The following is a 23,781-nucleotide window of genomic DNA, read 5'->3' as shown; positions in this document are numbered from 1 at the left end:
CATGTACCGTTTCACCGGCTCCTGGCTGCACAAGGCCATCGTCCGGCTCTGCGCCGGCCTGCTCGCCATCCTGGGCATCAAACTCAGCGCCTTCTACTTCCTCGGCTTGCTCATCGTGCTGGGGCTGCATCGGGATCAGCTGCTCGGCTGAGTTCACCCCGCATCGACCTATAAAAAAACCGGCAACACCCAGTGTTGCCGGTTTTTTATTGTCTCTTCAGCCTCGCTAATCGCCTTTGTCCACGAACTGCAGCTCGGGCGCTCTGGACGTCAGCACATCGGCGCAATAATCCCAGGTCGAGATGCGGTAGTGCTGCAGGTCCTCGTCCAGGTGCAGACCATCCGACTCCTGATGGAACCAGCTGGCAAATCGGGACGGGGTGATGAGCTGGATCTGCTCCTCGATGGCATGGCTATCCTTGCCCTCCGCCAGATCGCAATCCTCCATGACTCGCACCGCAAAGATATGCCGGAAATAGACCCGGCAAAGGATCTGCGGCGGCAGATCGATGCTGCGAGCCCTGCCCAGCATGATGGTGAGGGAGTCGCTCCAGATATCCTGATGAAGTTCGGCCACAACCAGGCCCGGGGGGAGTTGGCGGGACGGAGCCCAAGGTACGGCAACCTGCCGAATGGCATTTTTCTGTTCCATCATCCACCTCACTACGGCGCACGCCATATCTTGAGTGTATCTGAAACAATTTCCGCTGACGATGGCAATAAAAAACCCGGCTGGCGCCGGGTTTTTGGGGATTACTTGACGGCGTCTTTGAGCGCCTTGCCTGCCACAAAGGACGGCACATTCGCGGCTGCAATCTGGATCTCTTTACCAGTTTGCGGATTGCGACCGGTACGGCCAGCACGATGGTTCACCTTGAAGGTGCCAAAACCCACCAACTGCACAGCATCACCTTCTTTCAGGCTCTGGGTAATACCATTGATGATCTCTTCCAGAGCGACTTTGGCCTGAGCTTTGCTCAGATCTGCTTTGGCTGCAATTGCATCGACAAGTTGAGCTTTGTTCATAACATTTCCTTTATGATCGGGCATTTAGCACCGGGCCACTCTATTCAAAAAAAAACACTCAGGCAAAGGCTTTATCAGCCGGATTGGCTTGAATGCTGGGGTTTTCATCAAGATCTGCGGAAATAGTCACATATCTCGCCCCTTCGTGATCGTAATTGACGGGAAGAGGAGAGCAAATGATGGTGCCTTGTAACCAAAACGCCACCCGGTGTAACAATATCCCCATGCCCCTATTGACGGTCAACTGGATTTTCCCTAGTTATAGGAGGGTGTCGTCAGTCAATAAAAAGGCCGGAGGCCCGTCACGATAGCACTCCATGCCTATGCCCCACGGAGGGACTATGTTAACTGAACTGGAACAAACCAAACGCGCATTGGCAGGAAAGCACAGAGCTATCGACGACTGGCTGGATGCCAGGCAGGCATTGCTGGTCGAATACATGCGGCTTGCCGGACTGACTCCCGCCCGCACCAAGCAGCGTTCGCTGCCCGGCCATGTGGAACTGCAAGGCTTCTGTGAACGCCTGGTCGACTACGTCAGCGCCGGACACTTCGAAATCTACAACCATGTGGTGACCGCCTTCGAACAGGCCAGCGGCGACAAGCTGGAACTGGCGAAACGCATCTACCCCCACATCCGGGCCTGCACCGAGTTTGCACTGGAGTTCAACGACAAGTACAGCAATGCCGATGAGGCTCAGCTGCTGTTGCTGGATGAGGATCTGAACCAGCTGGGCCCCGTGCTGGAAGATCGTTTCAAGCAGGAAGATCGGCTGATCAAGGCACTGCAGGTCGTGGAGTCACTCAGCGCCCAGCAGGTTTGATATCCAATTTCGGAGCCAGTTCAAGATCCTGATGTGCAAGGTGCATTACACTCTATGTCATGACCTTTAGCTCCAATTCCTATTGCTGACAGGAGATGAGAATGTCCGAGCGTCGCCGTTTTTCACGGATCCTCTACTTGACCATGGCCGACCTCGTCCAGGGAGATAAGAAATGGCGGACCCAGCTGGTGGATATCTCCCTGCAGGGTGCCCTGTTGATCCGGCCTGATGACTGGGAAAGTCACGACAACAAAGAGTATTCACTCAGCTTTGTGCTGAGCGGCAGCGACATCGAGATCAAGATGCAGGTCATGCTGACCCATGAAGCCAGCAAGAAGCTGGGGTTCTACTGCCATCACATCGACATCGACAGCGCTACCCACCTCAAGCGGATGATCGAGCTCAACGTCGGCGATGAAGACTTGCTGCACCGGGAGCTGGAGCAGCTGCTGAGCGAACATCTCGAACACCCTCACCCCTGAGCGGTATACCCGATGTAAAAAGGAGCGCCATTGCGCTCCTTTTTATTGCCTGCCTGCGGCCACTATGCCGATTACAAGGCCTCCAGGGCATCGGCCAGTTTCTTGACCGGCACCACTTCCATGCCTTCGATGGGATGCTTGGGCGCGTTGGCGTGTGGCACTATGGCCCGGCGGAAGCCATGCTTGGCGGCTTCCTGCAACCGCTCCTGGCCGGAGGGCACGGGCCGGATCTCGCCGGACAGCCCCACTTCCCCGAACACCACCAGATCCTTGGGCAGGGATTGGTCCCGGAAACTAGAGACCATGGAGAGCAGCAGGGCCAGATCCGCGCTGGTCTCTTCGACCTTGACCCCGCCGACCACGTTGATGAAGACATCCTGATCCGCCATCTGCAGGCCGCCGTGGCGATGCAGCACCGCCAGCAACATGGCGAGACGGTTGTGATCCATCCCCACCGCCACCCGGCGCGGGTTGGAGAGCTGGGAGTAATCCACCAGCGCCTGCAGTTCCACCAGCAGGGGCCGCGTCCCCTCCCAGATCACCATCACCACCGACCCCGGCGCCTGCTCTTCACCGCGGCTGAGGAAGATGGCGGAAGGATTGCTCACCTCCCGCATCCCCTGCCCGGTCATGGCGAAGACACCGAGCTCGTTGACCGCCCCGAAGCGGTTCTTGTGGGAGCGCAGGGTCCGGAAACGGGAGTCGTGGCCGCCATCGAGCAGCACGGAGCAGTCGATGCAGTGCTCCAGCACCTTGGGGCCGGCCAGGGTGCCATCCTTGGTCACGTGGCCCACCATGAAGATGGCGACATGGTTCTGCTTGGCATAGCGGGTCAGCAGGGCGGCGGCTTCCCGCACCTGAGACACGGAGCCCGGCGCCGACTGCACATCCGCCACATGCATCACCTGGATGGAGTCGATGACCATGATCTGCGGCTGCTCCTGCTGAGCAATCAGGCAGATCTGCTCGACCGAGGTCTCCGACAGCATACGCAGCTTGTCGGTCGGCAGGCCGAGGCGCGAGGCACGCATCGCCACCTGTTGCAGCGACTCCTCGCCGGTGACATAGAGGGTCTTCATCCGCTCCGCCAGACCGCACATGGTCTGCAGCAGCAGGGTCGACTTGCCCGCCCCCGGGTTGCCACCGATCAGGATCGCCGAGCCCGGCACCACCCCGCCACCCAGGACCCGGTCCAGCTCCTTGAAACCGGAAGAGAAACGGGGGATCTCGGTGGTGGCGATCTCCGCCAGCGTCTGCACCTGGCTGCCGATGGCACCGGCATAACCGGTATAACGGGCACTCTTGCCCGGGGTCACCGAGCCGAGGCGCACCTCGCTGATGGTGTTCCACTCCTTGCACTCACTGCACTGGCCCTGCCAGCGTGTGAAGTCGGCGCCACATTCGGTACAAACATAGGCAGTTTTGTTTTTGGCCATGGATAACTCGGGGACAGGATGAATTCCTGCTTGATATACTTGTTTGCGACCGACAGATCAAACCCAGAATCGGAAAAGTGACTTTCCGTGGCAGGAACACATGGATTCAGAACAACAACAGCACCTAATTGAACAGCTCATCCCCCTGCTCAGAGAAAAGGATTTCGATGATATCTTCAATCGCCTGACCCAGGACGAAAACAGCAACAGCCGTTTTCTGATCAAGATGGAGATCAAGCGCAGATGCACCCCCTGCCGTCGCGTGATCGACATGCGGGACGAACTGGGTGACGAGTGTCTGGTCCATGAATCCGACGGGATCACCCACTTCATGCCGGCCGAGGCCATCGGTCTGTTCCAGTCCCAGTGCTATCTCTACAAAGACGATTACACCCTGGGAGTCTATGAGGCACTGCAATACTGGCAGAAGCACCACCATGGCAAGAGCGATGGCCCGCTGCAGCCACCTGCCAGCCCGTTTCGCCAGTACGACGTCAACCCCATCGCCTTTGCCAGCTACTATGGCCGACGCCAGGAGCGGATGCACTTCAGCTCCCCCGTGCTCATCAAGTTTGCCGATGGCGACAAGCTGTTTGCCAAAAGCTCCGACCTCTCCCTCGGCGGGATCCGGGTCTCGGTGCCCTATCTGCCCAACTACCAGACCGGTGCCCAGGTCGAGGTGTTCTTCACCGGGCTGGAGCGGGATCATGCCAATCCGGTCCTGCACCATTCGGTCAGCTACCAGATCCTCGGGGAAGAGAGCAAGGAGGGCAAATTCTGGCTCAGACTGGTCAAAACCGGCGAACACCCCGGCTTCGACCAGTTCCTGAGCGAGTTCATCGAGAGCAACAAGAGCCGCTATCGGGTCAGCGTCGACTATCTGCTCTCCGCCGCCATCATCAAGGGGTATGAGCAGTTCTATCTGCCGCGCATGACCGGCATGCCGCTGTTTTTCGGTTCGGGCGACAGCCCCAGTCTCGAGATCGCCCTGCGCACCGAGAACAATCAGCACATTCTCGAATACTGGCGCGATGCCAAGAACCGCGACATGCTCGCCAGCCTGTTCTCCGCCACCCGCATGCAGGCTCTGCTGCCGGCGGCGGGTGAATTGAAAGAGACCCTGATTTACTGCTTCACCCATTCGGTACGCAGCCACCTCTATTTCTTCTCCGCCACCCGGGAAGAGCTGTTGCAGAGCGGGCTGATGTCGCTCTTCTTCCAGGTCGGCGCCCGGCGCCCCAGCTGGCGGGTCTACAAATTCAGCCTGGAGCGCTGTGACCTGCACGAGGCCGACTTGGCCAGCCAGCAGAGCAAGGAGAGCCCCCAGCTGCAAGACATGCTGCTGCAGGAGCGGCTCAAGCAGATAAGCTATGTCGGCCTGCTGCAGGATGTCGGCCTCGACAGCCAGCGGGAAGAGTTCCAGTACGATGCCAGCGCCCAGCACAATGCCAACGAACTGCAACGTTTCGGCCACGACAGCAGTGCCGCCCCCTTCGAAATCGAGACGCTGCACTATGTCCAGCTGCGCAAGGAGGCCCGCTACATCCACAAGACGGCCGTGGCCATCAAGCACAATGGCCGGGCCTGGCTCGGCTGGACCCGCGACATCTCGGCCCACGGCATGCAGATCGAGCTGGAAGAGCCGTTCGAGGGGGTGAAGGACGACATCGTCACCATCGCCCTGCCGCGCCTGCAAGAGCTCTCCAAGAGCATGGATCTGCAGCGCCTGCCCTACCGGCTGGTCAGCATCAACCTGACCCGCACCGTGCTGCACCTGTGCATCGAGGGCGATCCGGAGCGCCACACCGGCCGCCAGTTCTTCAAGCTGCTGATCGAGAGCAACCAGAACAAGCTCAAAGCAGCCCAGGAACAGCGCCGCTATCGCGGCATGGCGCGGGCGCTTCGCAACATCTACACCCACCACATCTTCAGCACCCCGGTCTACATCAACAAGCTCAAGGGCGCCCCGAGGCCAGCCTCCATCGGCCATGCCCCGCAGGCGCGCAGCCTGTCGCGGCTGCTGAAGGCCTGTGCCGAGCAGGGCGACCAGGACAACCTCTATCCCCTGTTCCAGGGCGAATTGCTCAAACAGCTCATCATGAACCCGCTGCGGGCCATCGAGCGAGAGGATCAGCCCCAGGAGGAGGAGGTCTACATCGCCAGCCTGCAGACGGCGGCCGGCCTGCCCATCTTCACCAGCCTGCTCGCCAGCAGCTTCAAGAATGTGGCGGAGAAGCGCAGCTTCATCGAACAGGCGCTGCGCCAGGGAGAGTTCTACTCGGTGCTGGTGGGCATCTCCCGCACCGGCCGCCCCGACACCAACTTCATCGCCAACGAGCTGGACTACATCGCCAAGTTCGCCATTCACAAGGCCAAGAAGCTGGAAGAGGAGCTGTGGAGCGTGGTGGGGGTGGGTGAGCTGACCGATACCAGCCAGGCGACCCTGTTCCGGCTCGGCATCACGGCGCCCGTCAATTGAGCAGACCCCTGCAAACCACGGCCCTCAACTAGGCTGCCTAGCAATAAAACCATGGCGGGCCTCTGGCCTGCCATGGTTCATTCATCAGTACACCGGATAGTAACCCGCTCCGCCAACCGGTCTTTGTCAGGCCGCCTGCGGGTTGAGCAGCCATTCCAGGATCTGCGGGAAGTGATCTTCCTGCGCCTGCGGGGCGGTCAACATGTTGATGTGGTCGTAATCGAGCCGGTTGCCGTTGTCCCGGCCGAGGCGGGTATGGCGCGCGGCCGAGCCCATCTCGGCGCTGAAGCGGCGCACGTCGGTCGGGTGACCCAGCACCTTGTCCGCCTTGGCCGAGATCATCCAGAGCGGTGGCCAGTTGACCCTAGCGGCCGCCTCGTCATAGGCGAACCCATCGCAGGGATCCTGCCAGGGGCCGCATTTGACCCAGGGGATGGTCTCCTGCAGGTAACGCAGCGGCTCGTCATCCGCCCCGATCTTCAGACTGCGCGCGGCCAGAAAGCCGTTGCGCCTGGCCAGCCAGGGGGCCAGCCGGTTCCAGATCAGATCCACCTTGAGCCAGCGCTCCGGATTTTGTACCGACACGCCGCGCTTGGTGCCAAAGAACACCAGGCTGGCCACCTGATCTGCCAACTCTGGGAAGCGCACCAGGGTCGACGCCATGATGACACCGCCCCAGGAGTGGGCCATCCAGTGCAGCTTGAAGCCAGCATGGCGGGCGGCAATCCAGCGGTGCAGGGCCGGCAGATCCTCGGTGATGAGCTCATGCTGGCCATGTTCGGCCTGCTCGGCGATGGCCGGCGTGCTCAGCCCCCGTCCCCGCAGGTCGGCCACATAGACCTGATAGCCGTGGCGGGCCAGAAAGCAGGCCAGCCCCTTGCCCGATTCGGTGTAGAAGATGCGGCCGTTCTCGATGGCGCCGTGCACCATCAGGATCGGCTCGCCATGTACCGCGACCCGCGGCTGAATGTGGCGCACGTGCAGCCGATGCGCGCCACAGGGAATAAACAGGGATTGCTGTAACAGTTCCATTCTGAGACTACGTCCTCCGTGACGTGGGAGTCTTGCCGAGGCGCCGGGACTAGCGGCGATCCCAGCGCTGCTGGCGGCAGGCCAGGGCGCCGAGCAGGCAGATCACCCCTTCCAGATCGTGGTGATTGAGGGTGGCCGCCGCCTGCGCCCGCACCAGCGGCTTGGCGTGGATGGCGATGCCGAGTCCGGCCACCCCCATCATCTTGAGATCGTTGGCGCCATCGCCGACAGCCACGGTCTGGCCAGCGGCGATGCCGTACTCCTGCGCCAGTTGCTGCAGTACCTCGGCCTTGACGGTGGCATCGACGATGCGCCCGCTCACCTTGCCGGTCAGCTGTTGCCCCTCCACCGCCAGCTCGTTGGCGAAGATGGCGTCCAGCCCCAGCTCCCGCTGCAACTGGCCGGCAAAACGGGTGAAGCCACCGGAGGCGATCGCCACCTTCCAGCCAGCCTGCTTGAGGGTATCGACCATCAACTGCAAGCCCGGCATCCAGGGCATGTTGGCCGCCACCTCGTCGAGAAGGGTGACCGGCGCCCCTTCCAGCAGGGCGACCCTGGCCCGCAGGCTGTCGGCAAACTCCAGCTGGCCCTGCATGGCGGCTGCCGTGACCGCCGCCACCTGCTCGCCGACCCCGGCCAACCGGGCAATCTCGTCGATGCACTCGATGCGGATGGCGGTGGAGTCCATGTCCATCACCAACAAACCGGGTTCGGCCAGGCTGGGCAAGGCTGGCAGATGACACAGATCGATGTCCCACTCCTCCCCCTTGAGCGCCTGTACCAGAGCGGGTGAGAAGCGATCCGTGCCCAGCAGCAGCAGAGGCACCCCGGCCGGCATGGCGGGCGGATAGAGCCTCGCCTGCAACGCGTGCTGCACCAGCAGCCCGGCCAGCCGTCCGAGATGATGACCGGCCAGCGCGCGCCCGAACAGCACCAGCCAGCCGCCATCCAGCGCACTGGCGGCAGGCAGCAGCGCCTGCGGCGTCGCCTCCCACCAGGGGGCGCCGGACAGGCACTCGGGCCACTCTGAAATCTCTGCAGGCAATTGGGACAACAACATAGGGATAACGCCTTCCTTGGTGATCATGGGGTTAACAATGCTGGCCCAGAGTAGCGTATTGCTTTTTGTACAGGCAAGCGCCAAGATCCCGCCACCCCTTGTCAGCAAAAGGCTCAACGCTTGCGTCATCTCCCCATCAAACGTGTGCTCAGTCTCGGTGCCGGCGTCCTGCTCGGGCTCTGGGTACTCGCGGTACTCATCCACATGCAGGGTGAGAGCCAGGCTTCGCTGCACAGCGAGGCACGCAACCGGGCCCAGGCGCTGGTGGCCTACGCCGCCCGCGACATGAAGCGCTGGCTCAAGGAGGACAAGAACAGCGAGCTGGAGCGGCTGGCCCAGGATCTGGCTGCCGAGCCCGAGATCCTCGACGTCACCCTCTACGATGCCCGCGGCATCCCCCTCGCCCAGTCGGACAATGCGGTGCCGCTGGACAGCCTGCTGCCCATCGGTGACAGCAACAAGTCGATACCGGAACAGGGCAAGGGACGCATCCAGTTCGTGCAGGAGATCCTGGATGGGGAGCAGACCCTGGGGTATCTGCGCATTACGCTGGAAGAGCAGCAGATGCTGGCGGACAAGGATACCCGGCTCAAGGTGGTACAGGAGAAGCAGCGGCTGATGCTGCTGGTCGCCCTGCTGGCCGGGTTGCTGATCTCCTACGGGATCCGTCGCAACTACATGCGGGTGCGCAAGCACAAGAAGAAAAGCAAACCGGTCGAGCCGCAATAAGGCGGCGCGATCCCCCGACCCGAAACTGGCAATGCCACCAGCAGGAGCGCTGTATGATTGCCCCCTCACTGCCGCTGGATGAAGAGAGTCGACTGGAACGACTCCGCATCCTCGGCCTGCTTGACCGCGAGCCCATCGATCAGCTGGATCGCCTGACCCGGCTCATTACCCGCCATTTCTCGCTGCCCATCGCCATGGTCTCGCTGACCGACGTGAACCGGCAGTGGTTTCTTGCCCGCACCGGCGTCGCCCTGTGCGAGATCAGCCGGGAGCACTCCTTTTGCGGCCACGCCATCCTGCATCCCGACATCATGCAGGTGCCGGATGCCCGGCTCGACCCACGGTTTGCCGACAACCCGCTGGTGACCGAGGAGCCGCACGTGGTCTTCTATGCCGGCCGGCCACTGCGGGCGCTGGATGGCGTGGTGCTCGGCACCCTCTGTCTGGTGGATCATGCCCCGCGCCACCTCGACCAGGAGGCCTGCCGCGATCTCGATGACTTCGGCCGCCTGGTGGAGAACACCCTGCACGACCTGGAGCGACGCCATCAGGTGCGCAGCCTCAATCAGGTGCTGGAGGACAAGGATCACCTGTTCACCCTCACCTTCAACCAGTCGTCGGTGGGCATGGCCCTCTCCTCCCTCGAAGGCAAGTGGCTGCGGGCCAACCCGGGGCTGGAGCGGCTGCTCGGCTACAGCGAACAGGCGATGCTGAGCCGCACCTGGCACGCCATGACCCATCCCGAGGATCTGCCGCGCGAGCTACCCCTGTTCAACGCCCTGCTCGCGGGGCAACGGCAGGACTACCGGCTGGAGAAGCGGATGATCCGGGCCGACCGCAGCCAGTGCTGGGTCCAGCTCAGCGTGACCCTGTGCCATAGCCGCACCATGGCGCCACACCTGATCGCCGTGTTCGCCGATCTCACCGAGCGCAAGCAGGCCGAAGCCGAGCTGCTGCAACTGCAGCAGGGGCTCGAGCGGCAGGTCCGTGAGCGCACCCGCGAGCTGTCGAGCACGGTGGAGCAGTTGCATCGCGAGATGCAGGAGCGCGGCGCCATGCAGCAGCGCCTGTGGCAGGAGCAGCGCCGCCTGCAGCACATGCTGGAACACACCAGCAACGCCTTCCTCGAACTCGACGAGGCGCTGGTCATCACCGGCTGGAATCCAGCCTCCACCACCCTGCTTGGCTGGCATCCCGAAGAGATGCTGGGGCGTACCCTGCCCACCCTGCTCGGCGGCGCTCACCCCCTGCTGGCCCAACTGATCCATCCCCAGAGTGCTGCCCGCCGGCTGGAGTGCGAGATCGGCACCCACGACGGCCGGCGCATTCCGGTGGAGGTGATTGCCGAGCGCTACCAGTTCGACGGCAAGGTGCGCATCGCCCTGTTTTTGCACGACATCACGGCCCGCCGCCAGGTGCTGGCCGAGATTGAGCGCGGGCGGGCCAGGCTGCGGGCCATCACCGACGGCCTGCCGGTCACCATCAGCATGGTCTCGCCCGAGGGGCGCTACCTGTTCGCCAACCAGGCCTACTGCCGCTACTTCGGGCTCGATGCCGAGCTGATGCGGGAGATGAGCGTGCGGGAGGTGATCGGCGACGCGGCTTACGGCCGGGCCATCGCCCATCTGGAGCGGGCCCTCGCCGGCGAGCAGGTGAGCTTCGAGAACCGTTTTGAGCTGCCCATCGGCCCGCGCGATCTCAGGATCACCATGATCCCGAGTCGGGGTGATGAACCGGGGGTCTACATCCTCGGCAGCGACATCACCGAGTTCAAGGCGCTGCAGAACCAGCTGGAGCACGAGGCGGCCCACGACTCCCTCACCGGCTTGCCCAATCGGCGCGCCTTCACCCTGCGCCTCTCCCGGGAGCTGGAGCGGGTGCGCCAGAATGCCGAGACCCTGGGTCTGCTGTTTCTCGATCTCGACGGCTTCAAGCGGATCAACGATCAGCTCGGCCATCACGTCGGCGACGCTCTGCTGCAGCGCTTCGCCAGCGTGCTGAGTACCGAGGTGCGCCCCGGCGACATGGTGGCGCGCCTGGCTGGCGACGAGTTCACCATCATACTGCCGGCCCTGCGCCAGCCGGAGCTGGAGCTGCCCGCCCTGTGCGAGCGGCTGCTGGCGGCCATGGCGGTGCCGGCCGACGTGGCCGGCCACCTGTTGCCCCTCGCCGGCAGCATCGGCGGTGCACTCTGCCACTCGGGCCAGTATTGCCACATCGACGATCTGCTGCACCGGGCCGACAGCGCCATGTACCAAGCCAAGCAGGCCGGCAAGGGGCGCTTCGCCCTCGACCTCTGAGCTGCCATCCTTGAAATGCAAAACGGCGGCCCGAGGGCCGCCGTTGTCATTATTCATGCGCGAGGGGGATTAGTTGTCGCCCAGCAGGACGGAATCCAGCGCGATTTCGATCATGTCGTTGAAGGTCAGTTGACGCTCTTCGGAGGTAGTCTGCTCACCGGTACGGATATGGTCGGAGACGGTGCAGATGGTCAGTGCCTTGGCACCATACTCTGCAGCCACGCCGTAGATGCCGGCGGCTTCCATCTCGACACCCAGGATGCCGTACTTTTCCATGACGTCGAACATGGAGGGGTCCGGGGTGTAGAACAGGTCGGCGGAGAAGATGTTGCCCACGCGCACGGCGACGCCCTTGTTCTTGGCGGCCTGTACGGCATTGGCAACCAGATCGAAGTCGGCGATGGCGGCGAAGTCGTGATCCTTGAAGCGCAGACGGTTCACTTTGGAGTCGGTGCAGGCACCCATGCCGATCACCACGTCACGCAGTTTCACGTCTTCACGCACGGCACCGCAGGAGCCGACGCGGATCAGGGTCTTCACGCCGTAATCGGTGATCAGCTCTTTTGCATAGATGGAGCAGGACGGGATGCCCATGCCGTGACCCATGATGGAGATGCGACGGCCCTTGTAGGTGCCGGTGAAACCGAACATGTTGCGCACGTCGCACACCTGCTCGACGTTCTCCAGGAAAGTCTCGGCGATGTATTTGGCGCGCAGGGGGTCGCCCGGCATCAGCACGGTATCAGCAAAGGCGCCATCTTTCGCATTGATATGAGGAGTTGCCATTCTCTTGATTCCTTCACACTAGGTTGAGTTTTATTGTCTTTATTGGTTGCCCGCCGCCGAGGCGGCGGGCGGGTAAATTACAGGAAGCTGGTACCGTATGCCAGTTTGGGCAGGCCGTGGTACGCCGCGATGCTCTGGCCGATGTCGGCGAACGTCTCGCGACGACCGACGGAGCCGGCCTTGACCGGCTTGCCGTAGAACAGCACCGGGATGTACTCGCGGGTGTGATCGGTACCACCCCAGGTCGGATCGCAGCCGTGGTCGGCGGTCAGCACCACCACGTCGCCATCTTCCAGCAACTCGAACAGCTCCGGCAGGCGGGAGTCGAAATACTCCAGCGCATCGGCATAGCCCTTCACGTCGCGACGGTGACCGTAGGAGGAGTCGAAGTCGACGAAGTTGGTGAAGACGATGGTCTGGTCACCGGCCGCTTTCACCTCTTCCAGAGTACGATCCCACAGCTCGGTCAGACCGGTCCCCTTCACCTGTTTGGTGATGCCCTGCTGGGCATAGATGTCGGCGATCTTGCCGATGGAAACCACCTGGCCGCCCGCGTCCTTCATGTAGTCCAGCACGGTCGGTGCCGGCGGCAGCACGGAGTAGTCGTGGCGGTTGCCGGTGCGCTTGAAGTTGCCCTTGCCGCTGCCCACGAACGGACGCGCGATGACGCGGCCGATGTTGTAGGGCTCCAGCAGCTCGCGCACGATGTGGCACAGCTCATAGAGCTTCTCGAGGCCGTAGGTCTCTTCGTGGCAGGCGATCTGGAACACGGAGTCGGCAGAGGTGTAGAGGATCGGCTTGCCGGTGCGCATGTGCTCTTCGCCCAGATCATCCAGCACCTGGGTACCGGAGGCGTGGCAGTTGCCCAGATACCCTGGCAGACCAGCCTTCTCGACGATGGCGTCCAGCAGCTCCTGCGGGAAGCTGTTGTGGTGGTCATGGAAATAACCCCACTCGAACAGCACGGGCACGCCGGCGATCTCCCAGTGACCGGACGGGGTGTCCTTGCCGGAGGAGAGCTCCTGGGCAAAGCCGTAGGCACCGACCACGTCGATGTCCTTGTTCAGACCGGCCGGGAAGGTGCCGCTGGCGAGTTCGCCTGCGTGACCCAGACCCAGCTTGCTGAGGTTCGGCAGATTGAGGGCGCCACGGCCTTCGATCTCACCGGCGGCGCAGGCCTTGGCGATATGGCCAAGGGTATTGGCGCCCACATCTCCGAACTTGTCGGCGTCGGCGGCAGCGCCAATACCGAAAGAGTCCATCATCAGAATAAAGGTACGTTTCATGGGACTTCCCCTTGTTACAAATCAACCAGACCGATGCGACGGTAGACCTCGGGCAGCGCCTCTGGTCGGGTGTCACCGATCTTGACGGCGGCCTGCACCATGCTGGCAGCCTGAGCGAATTGCTCTTCAGTTTGAGCGTGGATCAGGGCGAGCGGCTTGTCTGCCTCGACGCTTTGACCCAGGCGGATAAAGTCGGTCAGACCGACCGCATAATCAAGTTTGTCACCGGCAGCGCGACGGCCACCGCCCATGGCGACCACGGCCAGACCCAGTTCACGGGTGTCCATGGCGGTCACGAAGCCGCTGTTGGCGGCATAGACAGGGCGCACGATGGCGGCCTTCGGCAGGTGATGATCGTAGCGCTCCATGAAGTCGCCCGGGCCGCCGAGGCCAGTCACCATGCGACCGAAGATCTCGGCCGCCTTGCCGTTGTCCAGCACCGCCTGCAGCTTGCGACGGGCCTCGCCGTCATCGCTGGCCAGGCCGGCGGAGATCAGCATCTCGGCACACAGTGCCATGGTCACGGCGTGAATGCGCGGGTTGCGGTATTCACCGGTCAGATAGCGCACCGCTTCGCGCACTTCCACCGCGTTGCCGGCGCTGGAGGCCAGCACCTGGTTCATGTCGGTCAAGAGCGCTGAAGTGCGGCAGCCGGCACCGTTGGCCACGGCAACGATGCTCTTGGCCAGCTCTTCGGAGGCTTCAAAGGTCGGCATGAAGGCACCGGAGCCCACCTTGACGTCCATCACCAGCGCTTCCAGCCCGGAGGCGAGCTTCTTGGAGAGGATGGAGCCGGTGATCATGGCGATGGATTCGACGGTGGCAGTGATGTCCCGTACCGCATAGATACGCTTGTCGGCCGGGGCGAGATCGCCGGTCTGACCGATGATGGCCACACCCGCCTCTTTCACCACTTTCAGGAAACGATCGTTGTCGACCGAGGTCTGGTAGCCGGGAATGGCATCCAGCTTGTCGAGGGTACCGCCGGTGTGGCCCAGGCCACGGCCGGAGATCATCGGCACGAAACCGCCGCAGGCGGCGACCATCGGGCCGAGCATCAGGGAGACGACGTCACCCACACCGCCGGTGGAGTGTTTGTCGACGATCGGGCCACCCAGATTGAGGTGATCCCAGGTCAATACCATGCCGGAATCGCGCATGGCGCAGGTCAGGGCAACCCGCTCATCCATGGTCATGTCTTTGAAGTAGACCGCCATCGCCAGCGCCGCAATCTGGCCCTCGCCGATGGTGTTGTTGGTAATGCCCTGAACGAAGAATTGAATCTCTTGGGGACTGAGCGCTTCACCGTTGCGCTTCTTGCGAATAATTTCTTGAGGCAAAAACATCTTTCATTCCCTCCGCCATTGCTGGCGTTACACAAGCCTGAATCCTTGCCCACACACCGCATGGTGGGGGCGAAACAGGGCGGACCAGATCCGCCCTCTCATCAACCTATTAGTAACCGCTGGTGTTGGCCGGCTTGTCGCCATGCCCCAGCGTGGCCAGCAGGCTGGCCAGCAGGCTGGATGCACCAAAGCGGAAGGTGCGGGCGGATACCCAGTCCTTGCCCAGGATCTCTTCGGCCATGGCCAGGTACTGACCCGCCACGGCGGCGTCTTTCACACCACCGGCCGGCTTGAAGCCGACTTTCGGGTTCTTGGCCTTGATCACTTCCATCATGATGCGCGCCGCTTCCGGGGTCGCATTGACCGGCACCTTGCCGGTGGAGGTCTTGATGAAGTCGGCACCGGCGTCGATGGAGATTTCAGACGCGCGGCGGATCAGCGCCTCTTCTTTCAGCTCGCCGGTTTCGATGATCACTTTCAGCAGGGCTTGGGTACCACAGGCTTCCTTACAAGCTTTGACCAGATCGAAGCCGACCTGTTCATTGCCGGCCATGAAGGCGCGGTACGGGAACACCACGTCCACTTCATCGGCACCGTAGGCTACGGCGGCGCGGGTTTCGGCCACGGCGATCTCGATGTCGTCGTTGCCGTGCGGGAAGTTGGTCACGGTCGCAATGCGCACGTCGGCGGCGCCGATTTCACGCAGGGTCTTGCGAGCGATGGGGATGAAACGGGGATAGATGCAGACGGCGGCGGTCAGGCCAGCCGGTGACTTGGCCTTGCGGCACAGGTCGATCACCTTCTGATCGGTGTCGTCATCATTCAGAGTGGTCAGGTCCATCAGGTTCAGGGCGCGCTGGGCGGCCAGTTTCAGATCAGTCATTCTGTTCTCCAAAGTCTCGATTTAGTCCGGATTCCAGGGCATGGGTCCGCCTGTCGCAACGCAACCGGCAAGACACGACTCCCAAAGAAACGGGAATGGAATTGCAGCGCAATTGCACGGGCAATGAGGCTGCAAATAAGGCAAGAGCCCTGTCACTTTCTTACAAAAGTGCGGACTTGGTTCCATGAAGACTTGAGAAAGGCAGACAAGGTCTGACCCGACTTCCCAATCAATTCCATTTGACCGCCAACACCCGATTTCATCGGGCATTAGTCAATGCCAGCACCCTGCTGGCAATGCCTATTTCAGCCGAGATACCCCTTGTTTGCAAGCCGGATTTGCCATTTTCAGAGGTACCTCACATCTGGCAAATCCGGTACTGAAAAGTGCGTTAAGAGAAGAAGCGAGTGAGTATCCAGGAGTATGCCAGCCCCCCCAGATAGACTCCGACGATCCCCATTACCCCGGACAATACGGGCGGGGCCGGGATCGGCAATTTGAGGAAAGAAAACAACAAGCCAACGATAAAGCCGGCCGCCATCGCCAGTAGCACTTCATTCATATAACCTCCGATTTGACTCATTTTATTATTAGTTTAGAAAGGAAAACGGTTGTCACCGCCCCAAACGCGAACGCCACAGCTTCTCGCTGTGGCGTTCGTCTTTACCCTGACAGTCAGGCGATATTACATGCCGGACAGCGCCAGGAAGAAGCCTGCGATGGTCGCAGACATCAGGTTGGACAGAGAGCCAGCCAGTACGGCTTTCAGACCAAATTTGGCAATGGTGCCGCGACGGTTCGGTGCCATGGAGCCCAGACCACCCAGCAGGATGGCGACGGAGGACAGGTTGGCGAAGCCGCACAGGGCGAAGGAGATGATGGCCTTGGTGTGGTCGGACATGGCCACGCCATTGATCAGCACTTCATCTTTCAGATACGGGGCAAAGTTCAGGTAGGCCACGAACTCGTTGACCACCAGTTTCTGACCGATGAAGGAACCGGCCACGATGGCTTCGCTCCAAGGCACCCCGATCAGGAAGGCCAGCGGGGAGAAGATCCAGCCCAGCAGCAGTTCCAGGGAGAGCTGCGGATAACCGAACCAGCCACCCACACCGGAGAAGATACCGTTGATCATGGCGATCAGGCCGATGAAGGCCAGCAGCATGGCACCGACGTTCAGGGCCAGTTGCAGACCGGCGGAGGCACCGGCGGCAGCGGCATCGATCACGTTGGCAGGCTTGTCTTCCAGCTCGCCATCGGCATTGTTCTCGTCGTAGCTCGGGGTCTCGGTTTCCGGCACCAGCAGCTTGGCGAACAGCAGACCACCTGGAGCGGCCATGAAGGAGGCGGCGATCAGGTATTCCATCTTGACGCCCATGGAGGCATAGCCAGCCAGTACGGAACCGGCAACGGAGGCCAGACCACCACACATGACGGCAAACAGCTCGGAGTCAGTCATCTTGGAGATGAAGGGACGCACCACCAGCGGGGCTTCAGTCTGACCCACGAAGATGTTGGCAGTGGCAGAGAGGGATTCGGTACGGGAAGTGCCCAGTACTTTTTGCAGACCACCACCCAGCAGTTTGATGACCCACTGCATGATGCCCAGGTAATAAAGAACGGCGATCAGCGAAGAGAAGAAGATGATGACCGGCAGTACGCGGAAGGCGAAGATAAAGCCGCCGCCACCGAATACTTCGAACATCTTGTTGCTGACCAGACCACCGAACAGGAATTCGATACCGTTTTGGCCATAACCGATGACGCTGGAAACGGCATCGGATACACCCACCAGAATATCTCGGCCAACCGGGACGTACAGCACGAATGCACCCAGTCCAGCTTGAATTGCAAAGGCACCGACAACGGTGCGAATTTTTATTGCTTTGCGATTACTGGAGAACAGCACCGCGATAAGGACGAGCGTTGCCATCCCTACCAGACCCATTATCAAATTCATTATTAACACTTCCTCTTTAGTAGCACCTTCCAGCTTGTTAACAACTTGTATCTCAAAGCCATCAATCAAGGGTGCGCATTATACTAATTACGGTGCGACAAAGTAGAATGCTGGTCACATTTTATAAGCATGAAATGCGCTAGGGGTCGTCAAATTAGACCGCAAACGATTTTTACTCACCCCGTTTTTTATCATGCCGCTATCAATAGTTAATCAGCTGTTAATTTGTGACTTGCCCAGTTGGAAAGCCTGCAAAGTGGATTCACGTAACACCGAGGCAACATGGGCCAGCGGTTGTTGCCGCAAATTGGCCAGCAGTTGCGCAATTTTCGGCAGGTTGGCGGGGGTGTTGGGTGCCCCCTGCTGACCCTGCAGCGGCATGTCGGGAGCGTCGGTTTCCAGCAGCAAGGATTCCAGCGGCATGTCGCGCACCGCCTCCCGGGTCTTGTTGGCCCGCTCGAAGCTGATGACCCCGCCGATACCGAGCCGAAATCCCAGTTGCCAGAACGCCTCTGCCTGCTGCAGAGAACCGCTGAAGGCGTGGATGACGCCCCCTCTGGCCGGACGCAGGCGCCTGAGGATCTTGGCCACCGTGTCATTGGCGCGCACCGAATGGACGACCAAGGGCAGCTCATGCTCCATGGCCAGCTTGATTTGAGCCTCGAACATCTCGAGCTGCCCCTCCTGCGGCACATGGGAGCGCAGATCCAGCCCACACTCGCCCACCGCCACCAGCCCGCGTGGACGATCGGCCAGCAGTCGCCGCAACCGGGTCAATACCGCCGGAGTCTGCCCCCCCACGTACCAGGGGTGCACACCCAGGGCATAGGAAATACCGTCGTGCTCTGCCGCCAGCGCCATCACCCGGCCCCAGTTTTCCTCTCCCACGGCGGGAATGATATACTCGCTCACCCCCAGCTGGCGGCACTCGGCCAGCAGCGCCGCCCGATCGGGATCGAAGACCGGAAAATCGAGATGGCAATGGGTGTCGATCAGTTGCATGTCGCTCTCACCTGTTTGTCGTAATTAATGGGTCCATATCATGATGAAACGCACAAGCCACGGCTTTACCCTGATAGAACTGGTGCTGGTCATCATAGTGCTGGGGATCCTGGCCGTCACCGCCCTGCCCCGTTTCATCAATCTCAAGGATGATGCACTCAAGAGTACGGTCGCCACCACCGCCACCAGCTTCGCCAGCGCGGTGCAGCTGGCCCACGCCGGCTGGGCGGTCAAGGCGCAGGATCAGGCACTCTACAATCTCAGCAGCATGGGGCAGCGCAATCTCGACATCAACCGCTATGGCTGGCCAGTTGGGACCGATGAAAATCAACTAGGTACGGGGTTTGACACCGTTTTCCCTGGAGGGAAAAGCAATGAAATATCCGTAAACAGCAGAGCGGACTGCGAACTTCTCTTCACCGGACTACTCAATACAGAGCAAACCGTAGCGGATGAAGATAAAACCGACGCCGAACCAGATTATATTTCGCAACTTATCCCTGCATACGCTCAAACAGAGGCAGGAGGACTAGAACACAGCAACTGCCGCTATACCCTGCGCGACTCCATTGGTCGCTTCCCGGCCTATCCGGCTGGCCTCTCCTTCGACTACAACAGCGTCACTGGTGCCGTGACCCGCAATTTCCAGTGAGCGATTCCGACTCGCCCTGCTGCTCCGTCTGCGGCGCGTCATCCTGCTCGCTGCGTACCGGCACGCAGCAGCGCCGGTTCTCCGGTGTGAGTCCCCACTCCTCGCACCAGCCATCGTAGCGAGCCAGCCAGCGTAACAAGATGCCTTTCATGGTCTGTTCCTCGTCTCTGTCGCACCCTTGCCGTTTCCACCTCCCGGTTCCAGACCCACTATGGTCACGACTCGATACCGGAATGACAGGTATAAAAAAACGACTCCATTTGGAGTCGTTTTTATCAGAGCCATCTGGCTAATTCAATTCACGCCTGGGTGGGCAGGCTCAGTCGAGCGACAGCCTCTACGTTCATACCGCAAGGGGAACATGTCCACCGGCGATCAGGCCTTGGCCGGCAAACTCAGGCGAGCAACCGCTTCCACGTGCATGGAGTGCGGGAACATATCGACCGGCTGCACCTCGTCCAGCACGAAGCCCTGCTTGACCAGCCAGGCGAGATCGCGGGCCAGGGTCTGCGGGTTGCAGGAGACATAGACCAACCGGCGCGGCGCCATGGCGACCAGGGTCTGCAACACGGCCTTGTCACAACCCTTGCGCGGCGGATCCATCACCACCACGTCAGCGGTCACGCCCTGAGCGTGCAGCTCGGGCATCAGCTGCTCGGCCTTGCCGACGTGGAATTCGGTGTGCTCGATGCCGTTGAGGGCGGCGTTGCGACGGGCATCGCTGATGGCGCTCTCCACCGACTCGATCCCCACCACCTTGGCAGCCTTGCCGGCCAGGAACAGGGAGATGGTGCCAATACCACAATAGATGTCGAACACCGTCTCGTTGCCGGTCAGTTCGGCATACTCGAGGGCGCTGGAGTAGAGCACATCGGTCTGGCTCGGGTTGTTCTGGAAGAAGGAGAGCGGCGAGATCTCGAACTCGAGCTCGTGGATCTTGTCGCGGATCACCCCTTCGCCCAGCAGCACCCGGTTGGTGGCGCCCAGGATGCGGTTAGTGCGTTCCTCGTTGATGTTCTGCACCAGGGTGGTAACCGGCAGATCGCTTAAGCTAGCCAGCAGCTCGGCTTCGAACGGCAGCTCCTCGCTCAGGGTCACCAGCACCACCATCAGCTCGCCGCTCTTGAAGCCCTTGCGGGTCATCAGGTTGCGCACGCAGCCGGTGTGGTTCACCTCGTCATAGGCGGCGATGTCGTGCTCGCGCATCCAGTTGCGCACCCGGGCATTGAGCTCGACGTGCAGGGAATCTTGCACCGCGCAATCATCGGCGGTGATCAGGTCATGGGAGTGCTTGCGATAAAAGCCGATCTCGGCGCCGGCGTCGCAACCACGCACCGCATATTGGGCCTTGTTGCGATAGGCAAACGGGCTGTCCATGCCGAGGATTGTCCTGACGGTGGTATCACCCAGCCCGGCCTGTTCCAGTGCACTCTCCACCAACTCCTGTTTGAGCTTGAGCTGGGCTGGGTAGGCCAGCGGGCGCACCTGGCAGCCACCACATTCGGTGTTGGGGCAGAAGTCGGCGACCCGATCGGCGGAGGGCTGGAGCAGCTCGGTCACCTTGCCGTGCAGATAGTTGGGCTTGACCTCGGTCAGCTCCACCAGCGCCTGCTCACCGGGCATCAAACCTTCGACAAACAGGGGGCGGTCGAACAGGCGTCCTTTGCCATCTCCTTTGTCGGTCAGTTCCAGGATCTCGATCTGGTGTTGATGTCCCACTAACGGCATGAGCGGCTCCAAAAGTACATATAAAGAGGGGTGATGGAGCCGGCCCGGCCAGCCCCATCAAGAAAAGGTGGCAGAGTTTAGCGGAGATCCGGCCAAATTGCAGGCATAAAACAGCGACAAGACCGAGGACATTGCCCCGCCTGGTGTTATCTGCCGAAAAAGCCGGAATCCCCCGGCGCAATTTTGGGGTTGTCATTATCAGGGGCATGGCTACCACGGATGAGCCATCATCGCCGCCAGCCAGACATCAAACAGGATGCTCGGCCTGGTGGGCAGACATAAAAAAGCCGCCGGCATGGCCGGCGGCAATATTGCTGACTAACAGATGGCGGATTACAGGCTGTAGGCCTTCTCGCCGTGGGTGGTGACATCCAGCCCCTCCCGCTCCGCGTCTTCTTTCACTCGCAGGCCGATCAGCAGATCCACCAGCTTGTAGGCCACCACCGAGATGATGCCGGACCAGAGGATGGTCACGCCGACCCCGATGGCCTGAATTTTGACCTGCGCCAGGATGGAGTAACCCTCCGCCACCTGGTTGGTGACGTAGTCCCACACCCCGGTACCGCCCAGATCCGGGCTGGCGAAGACGCCGGTCAGCAGCGCCCCCAGGATGCCGCACACCCCGTGCACGCCGAACACGTCCAGACTGTCATCGGCGCCCAGCAGCCGCTTGAGACCGTGGACACCCCACAGCCCGGCAACACCGCTGATGAGGCCCATCACCAGACCGCCGCCCACACCGACGAAGCCGGCCGCCGGAGTGATCACCACCAGCCCGGAGACGGCGCCGGAAGCCGCGCCCAACAAGGAGGGACGACCCTTCATCACCCACTCGGCCAGGGTCCAGGAGAGGGCCGCCGCCGCCGGAGCCACCCAGGTATTGATGAAGGCCAATGCCGCCGTGCCGTTGGCTTCCAGCGCGGAGCCGGCGTTGAAACCGAACCAGCCGAACCAGAGCAGGGAGGCCCCGATCATGGTCATGGTGAGGCTGTGCGGAGTCATGGGGTCACGGCCATAGCCCAGGCGTTTGCCCACCAGGTAGGCACCGACCAGACCGGCCACCGCCGCGTTGATGTGCACCACTGTGCCGCCCGCAAAATCCAGCGCACCGTGCTGGAACAGATAACCGGCGGTCGCGGTGGCCGCTGCCGCGGCATCAGCCGTGGTATAGGCATCCGGACCCGCCCAGTACCACACCATGTGGGCCAGCGGGATATAGGCGAAGGTGAACCAGATCACCGAGAACAGCAGCACGGCGGCAAACTTGATGCGCTCGGCGAAGGCTCCCACGATCAGACCGCAGGTGATGGCGGCAAAGGCGCCCTGGAACACCACATAGATGAACTCGCTGATCCCGACCCCCTTACTGAAGGTAGCAGCGATGGAATCAGGGGTCACTCCCTTGAGCAGCGCCTTGCTGAAGGAGCCATAAACGCTGTTACCCTCGGTAAAGGCCAGCGAATAGCCGTAGAGGATCCACAACACGCAGATGAGCGAGAACAGGGTGAACACCTGCATCAACACGCTCAGCATGTTCTTGCTGCGCACCAGGCCGCCATAAAACAGGGCCAGGCCCGGAATGGACATCAGGATCACCAGAGCTGCCGACAGCAGCATCCAGGTATTGTCCCCCTTGTTGATGGTCACGACTGCCGGTGCCGCAGCCTGCACGACCTCGGCCGAGGCGGCCACCACCTCTTCAGCCCAACTGGGGGCGGCCAGCAAGGCGGCAAGCGCCAACAGGCCAGTCATCACGAGTCTCTTGAGCATACAGCCATCTCCTTCCCTGTCGTCCCGGCTCCCGGCCGGGTCCATTTCCTGATATGAACATCGAAACCGACGATTCACGTACATCCACATTCGCTACACACTGGTGACCGCCCCGCCCATCATTCCTCGGATGAGCGGCATCATGGCGACATAAGTGCTTCAAAGCACAAAGCAGGCCAACTTAATAAATAGTTTAAAATCATTAAGTTATGCTTACAACAGCGAAGTGACGCACCAGATTGGCGCACGGGACGCGCTAACTTGAGCATGTGCGCACTTCCGCTGTGCACACACATACTGCCGCACCGAAATAGCGCAGAGGGAGGCCATGCGGGGCATAGACGAGCAAGCCGGCCTGTCGATATCAGCCAGAAAACGAAAGAGCGATGAGAAAGGGGAAAAGCGGAAAAACAAAAGGCCATCATTGCTGATGGCCTTTTGTTTTGGAATTTGATGGTGCCGGGGTCGGACTCGAACCGACACGGTTATTCACCGGCGGATTTTGAATCCCGAAACTACGATTACGCGTAGATAATGGCAGTTATAAAGCCTTGATTCAAGTGGTTTCCGGTTGCTTCCGGTTGCCTGTCGCTGGGGTGGGTTTTCGCGTAATTTCGCGTCAAGACAACAAAGCCCCTCGCGGGGCTCATGTCTGCTTGCCAAGGGGAAAGCGCTTAGAGAGTGATGTAATTCCACTGCTGCCACGTATCCTCTGGCGCATAGGGCACCGCTTCCGGCTTAGTTTGCGTTTGCAGGGCATAGAACTTCAGCTTAACCTCTTTCAGCGGCCCTTTGAGGTTGTCTGGCAAGCACTGGAGACTGCCGTGGCGGCTATTCCAGTTTCTTGGGCGTGGATCAATCTGCCACTCGACCAAACTATCAAAGGCGCGGCGCATGTCCGCTATCTGGTAACAGTCTAGCCGCTTGTGCTCGGCTAGTCCGGCCTCGAACTCTCGGCGGCTTGGCAGTGTGATGTTCATGCTTACCCCGGCTAGTAAGC

Annotated in this window: 24 protein-coding genes; 7 read left to right on the top strand and 17 right to left on the bottom strand. The window is 61.1% G+C overall.

Going from position 1 to position 23,781, the window contains the following annotated elements; genetic code table 11:
- Window position 1 precedes the first annotated feature (1 nt).
- Window positions 2-151: a hypothetical protein gene (locus tag OKC44_RS15335; protein WP_011707400.1), complete on the top strand. Its 150-nt coding sequence runs from the start codon at window positions 2-4 to the stop codon at window positions 149-151.
- 75 nt (window positions 152-226) lie between these two features.
- Here the strand turns inward: OKC44_RS15335 and OKC44_RS15330 are convergent, their stop codons facing one another.
- The 3 genes from OKC44_RS15330 to OKC44_RS15320 form a co-directional block, all read right to left on the bottom strand.
- Complete coding sequence (locus tag OKC44_RS15330) at window positions 227-652, bottom strand: hypothetical protein (protein WP_010636148.1); 426 nt, start codon at window positions 650-652, stop codon at window positions 227-229.
- A gap of 101 nt (window positions 653-753) precedes the next feature.
- The gene (gene hupA / locus OKC44_RS15325; RefSeq protein ID WP_005305063.1) at window positions 754-1,026 is read right to left on the bottom strand and encodes a nucleoid-associated protein HU-alpha; all 273 of its coding nucleotides are present in this window, start codon (window positions 1,024-1,026) and stop codon (window positions 754-756) included.
- Window positions 1,027-1,084: 58 nt separating this feature from the next.
- Window positions 1,085-1,270 (bottom strand): hypothetical protein, encoded by a 186-nt coding sequence (locus OKC44_RS15320; RefSeq protein WP_130631666.1) that lies wholly within the window; start codon window positions 1,268-1,270, stop codon window positions 1,085-1,087.
- Window positions 1,271-1,367: 97 nt separating this feature from the next.
- On the opposite strand from OKC44_RS15320, the gene OKC44_RS15315 reads away from it, so the two are divergent.
- The gene (locus OKC44_RS15315; protein WP_011707403.1) at window positions 1,368-1,850 is read left to right on the top strand and encodes an Rsd/AlgQ family anti-sigma factor; all 483 of its coding nucleotides are present in this window, start codon (window positions 1,368-1,370) and stop codon (window positions 1,848-1,850) included.
- Between the two features lie 101 nt (window positions 1,851-1,951).
- Window positions 1,952-2,332 (top strand): PilZ domain-containing protein, encoded by a 381-nt coding sequence (locus OKC44_RS15310; protein WP_011707404.1) that lies wholly within the window; start codon window positions 1,952-1,954, stop codon window positions 2,330-2,332.
- A 71-nt stretch (window positions 2,333-2,403) separates the two neighbouring features.
- Here the strand turns inward: OKC44_RS15310 and radA are convergent, their stop codons facing one another.
- A complete protein-coding gene (radA, locus tag OKC44_RS15305; protein ID WP_011707405.1) occupies window positions 2,404-3,768 on the bottom strand; it encodes a DNA repair protein RadA in 1,365 nt (454 codons plus the stop codon).
- 100 nt (window positions 3,769-3,868) lie between these two features.
- On the opposite strand from radA, the gene OKC44_RS15300 reads away from it, so the two are divergent.
- Window positions 3,869-6,247, top strand: a complete 2,379-nt coding sequence (locus OKC44_RS15300; RefSeq protein ID WP_270813824.1) for a PilZ domain-containing protein — start codon at window positions 3,869-3,871, stop codon at window positions 6,245-6,247.
- Between the two features lie 126 nt (window positions 6,248-6,373).
- Here OKC44_RS15300 and OKC44_RS15295 read toward each other — a convergent pair whose 3' ends face one another.
- Both OKC44_RS15295 and serB read right to left on the bottom strand, forming a co-directional pair.
- A complete protein-coding gene (locus OKC44_RS15295) occupies window positions 6,374-7,279 on the bottom strand; it encodes an alpha/beta fold hydrolase (RefSeq protein ID WP_270813821.1) in 906 nt (301 codons plus the stop codon).
- Window positions 7,280-7,328: 49 nt separating this feature from the next.
- The gene (serB, locus tag OKC44_RS15290; RefSeq protein WP_270813818.1) at window positions 7,329-8,339 is read right to left on the bottom strand and encodes a phosphoserine phosphatase SerB; all 1,011 of its coding nucleotides are present in this window, start codon (window positions 8,337-8,339) and stop codon (window positions 7,329-7,331) included.
- Between the two features lie 120 nt (window positions 8,340-8,459).
- On the opposite strand from serB, the gene OKC44_RS15285 reads away from it, so the two are divergent.
- Both OKC44_RS15285 and OKC44_RS15280 read left to right on the top strand, forming a co-directional pair.
- The gene (locus OKC44_RS15285) at window positions 8,460-9,068 is read left to right on the top strand and encodes an AhpA/YtjB family protein (RefSeq protein WP_017411238.1); all 609 of its coding nucleotides are present in this window, start codon (window positions 8,460-8,462) and stop codon (window positions 9,066-9,068) included.
- 53 nt (window positions 9,069-9,121) lie between these two features.
- Window positions 9,122-11,368 carry a sensor domain-containing diguanylate cyclase gene (locus tag OKC44_RS15280; RefSeq protein ID WP_270813815.1) on the top strand — a complete coding sequence of 749 codons (2,247 nt, stop codon included), beginning with the start codon at window positions 9,122-9,124 and terminating at the stop codon, window positions 11,366-11,368.
- 69 nt (window positions 11,369-11,437) lie between these two features.
- On the opposite strand, the gene deoD is transcribed toward OKC44_RS15280, so the two are convergent.
- The 7 genes from deoD to OKC44_RS15245 form a co-directional block, all read right to left on the bottom strand.
- Window positions 11,438-12,154, bottom strand: a complete 717-nt coding sequence (deoD, locus tag OKC44_RS15275; protein ID WP_011707410.1) for a purine-nucleoside phosphorylase — start codon at window positions 12,152-12,154, stop codon at window positions 11,438-11,440.
- Between the two features lie 77 nt (window positions 12,155-12,231).
- Window positions 12,232-13,440: a phosphopentomutase gene (locus OKC44_RS15270; RefSeq protein WP_270813812.1), complete on the bottom strand. Its 1,209-nt coding sequence runs from the start codon at window positions 13,438-13,440 to the stop codon at window positions 12,232-12,234.
- 14 nt (window positions 13,441-13,454) lie between these two features.
- Window positions 13,455-14,786 carry a thymidine phosphorylase gene (gene deoA / locus OKC44_RS15265; RefSeq protein ID WP_270813810.1) on the bottom strand — a complete coding sequence of 444 codons (1,332 nt, stop codon included), beginning with the start codon at window positions 14,784-14,786 and terminating at the stop codon, window positions 13,455-13,457.
- A 109-nt stretch (window positions 14,787-14,895) separates the two neighbouring features.
- Window positions 14,896-15,669, bottom strand: a complete 774-nt coding sequence (gene deoC, locus OKC44_RS15260; protein ID WP_017411234.1) for a deoxyribose-phosphate aldolase — start codon at window positions 15,667-15,669, stop codon at window positions 14,896-14,898.
- A 391-nt stretch (window positions 15,670-16,060) separates the two neighbouring features.
- A complete protein-coding gene (locus OKC44_RS15255; protein WP_005305103.1) occupies window positions 16,061-16,231 on the bottom strand; it encodes a XapX domain-containing protein in 171 nt (56 codons plus the stop codon).
- A 123-nt stretch (window positions 16,232-16,354) separates the two neighbouring features.
- Complete coding sequence (locus tag OKC44_RS15250; RefSeq protein ID WP_011707414.1) at window positions 16,355-17,629, bottom strand: NupC/NupG family nucleoside CNT transporter; 1,275 nt, start codon at window positions 17,627-17,629, stop codon at window positions 16,355-16,357.
- Between the two features lie 213 nt (window positions 17,630-17,842).
- On the bottom strand, window positions 17,843-18,631 hold the full coding sequence (locus tag OKC44_RS15245; protein ID WP_270813806.1) for a TatD family hydrolase: 789 nt from the start codon (window positions 18,629-18,631) through the stop codon (window positions 17,843-17,845).
- Window positions 18,632-18,671: 40 nt separating this feature from the next.
- Between OKC44_RS15245 and tppF the strand changes: the two genes are divergently transcribed.
- Window positions 18,672-19,283, top strand: a complete 612-nt coding sequence (gene tppF, locus OKC44_RS15240) for a type IVa pilus pseudopilin TppF (protein ID WP_270813803.1) — start codon at window positions 18,672-18,674, stop codon at window positions 19,281-19,283.
- Here the strand turns inward: tppF and OKC44_RS15235 are convergent.
- The 4 genes from OKC44_RS15235 to OKC44_RS15220 form a co-directional block, all read right to left on the bottom strand.
- Window positions 19,252-19,434 (bottom strand): DUF5363 family protein, encoded by a 183-nt coding sequence (locus OKC44_RS15235; protein WP_073351758.1) that lies wholly within the window; start codon window positions 19,432-19,434, stop codon window positions 19,252-19,254. The two genes, tppF and OKC44_RS15235, sit on opposite strands and share 32 nt — an antisense overlap.
- Window positions 19,435-19,658: 224 nt before the next feature.
- A complete protein-coding gene (gene rlmD, locus OKC44_RS15230; RefSeq protein WP_270813800.1) occupies window positions 19,659-21,011 on the bottom strand; it encodes a 23S rRNA (uracil(1939)-C(5))-methyltransferase RlmD in 1,353 nt (450 codons plus the stop codon).
- 333 nt (window positions 21,012-21,344) lie between these two features.
- Window positions 21,345-22,781 carry an ammonium transporter gene (gene amt / locus OKC44_RS15225; protein ID WP_016351995.1) on the bottom strand — a complete coding sequence of 479 codons (1,437 nt, stop codon included), beginning with the start codon at window positions 22,779-22,781 and terminating at the stop codon, window positions 21,345-21,347.
- A 674-nt stretch (window positions 22,782-23,455) separates the two neighbouring features.
- Window positions 23,456-23,761 carry a hypothetical protein gene (locus tag OKC44_RS15220; RefSeq protein ID WP_270813797.1) on the bottom strand — a complete coding sequence of 102 codons (306 nt, stop codon included), beginning with the start codon at window positions 23,759-23,761 and terminating at the stop codon, window positions 23,456-23,458.
- Window positions 23,762-23,781: the final 20 nt, after the last annotated feature.

The sequence above is a fragment of the Aeromonas sp. S41-2 genome (assembly GCF_027705845.1).
Classification (GTDB): Bacteria; Pseudomonadota; Gammaproteobacteria; order Enterobacterales; family Aeromonadaceae; genus Aeromonas; species Aeromonas hydrophila.
The sequence above is the reverse complement of the archived record's forward strand: the minus strand, read 5'-3'. Positions and strand labels throughout refer to the sequence as shown.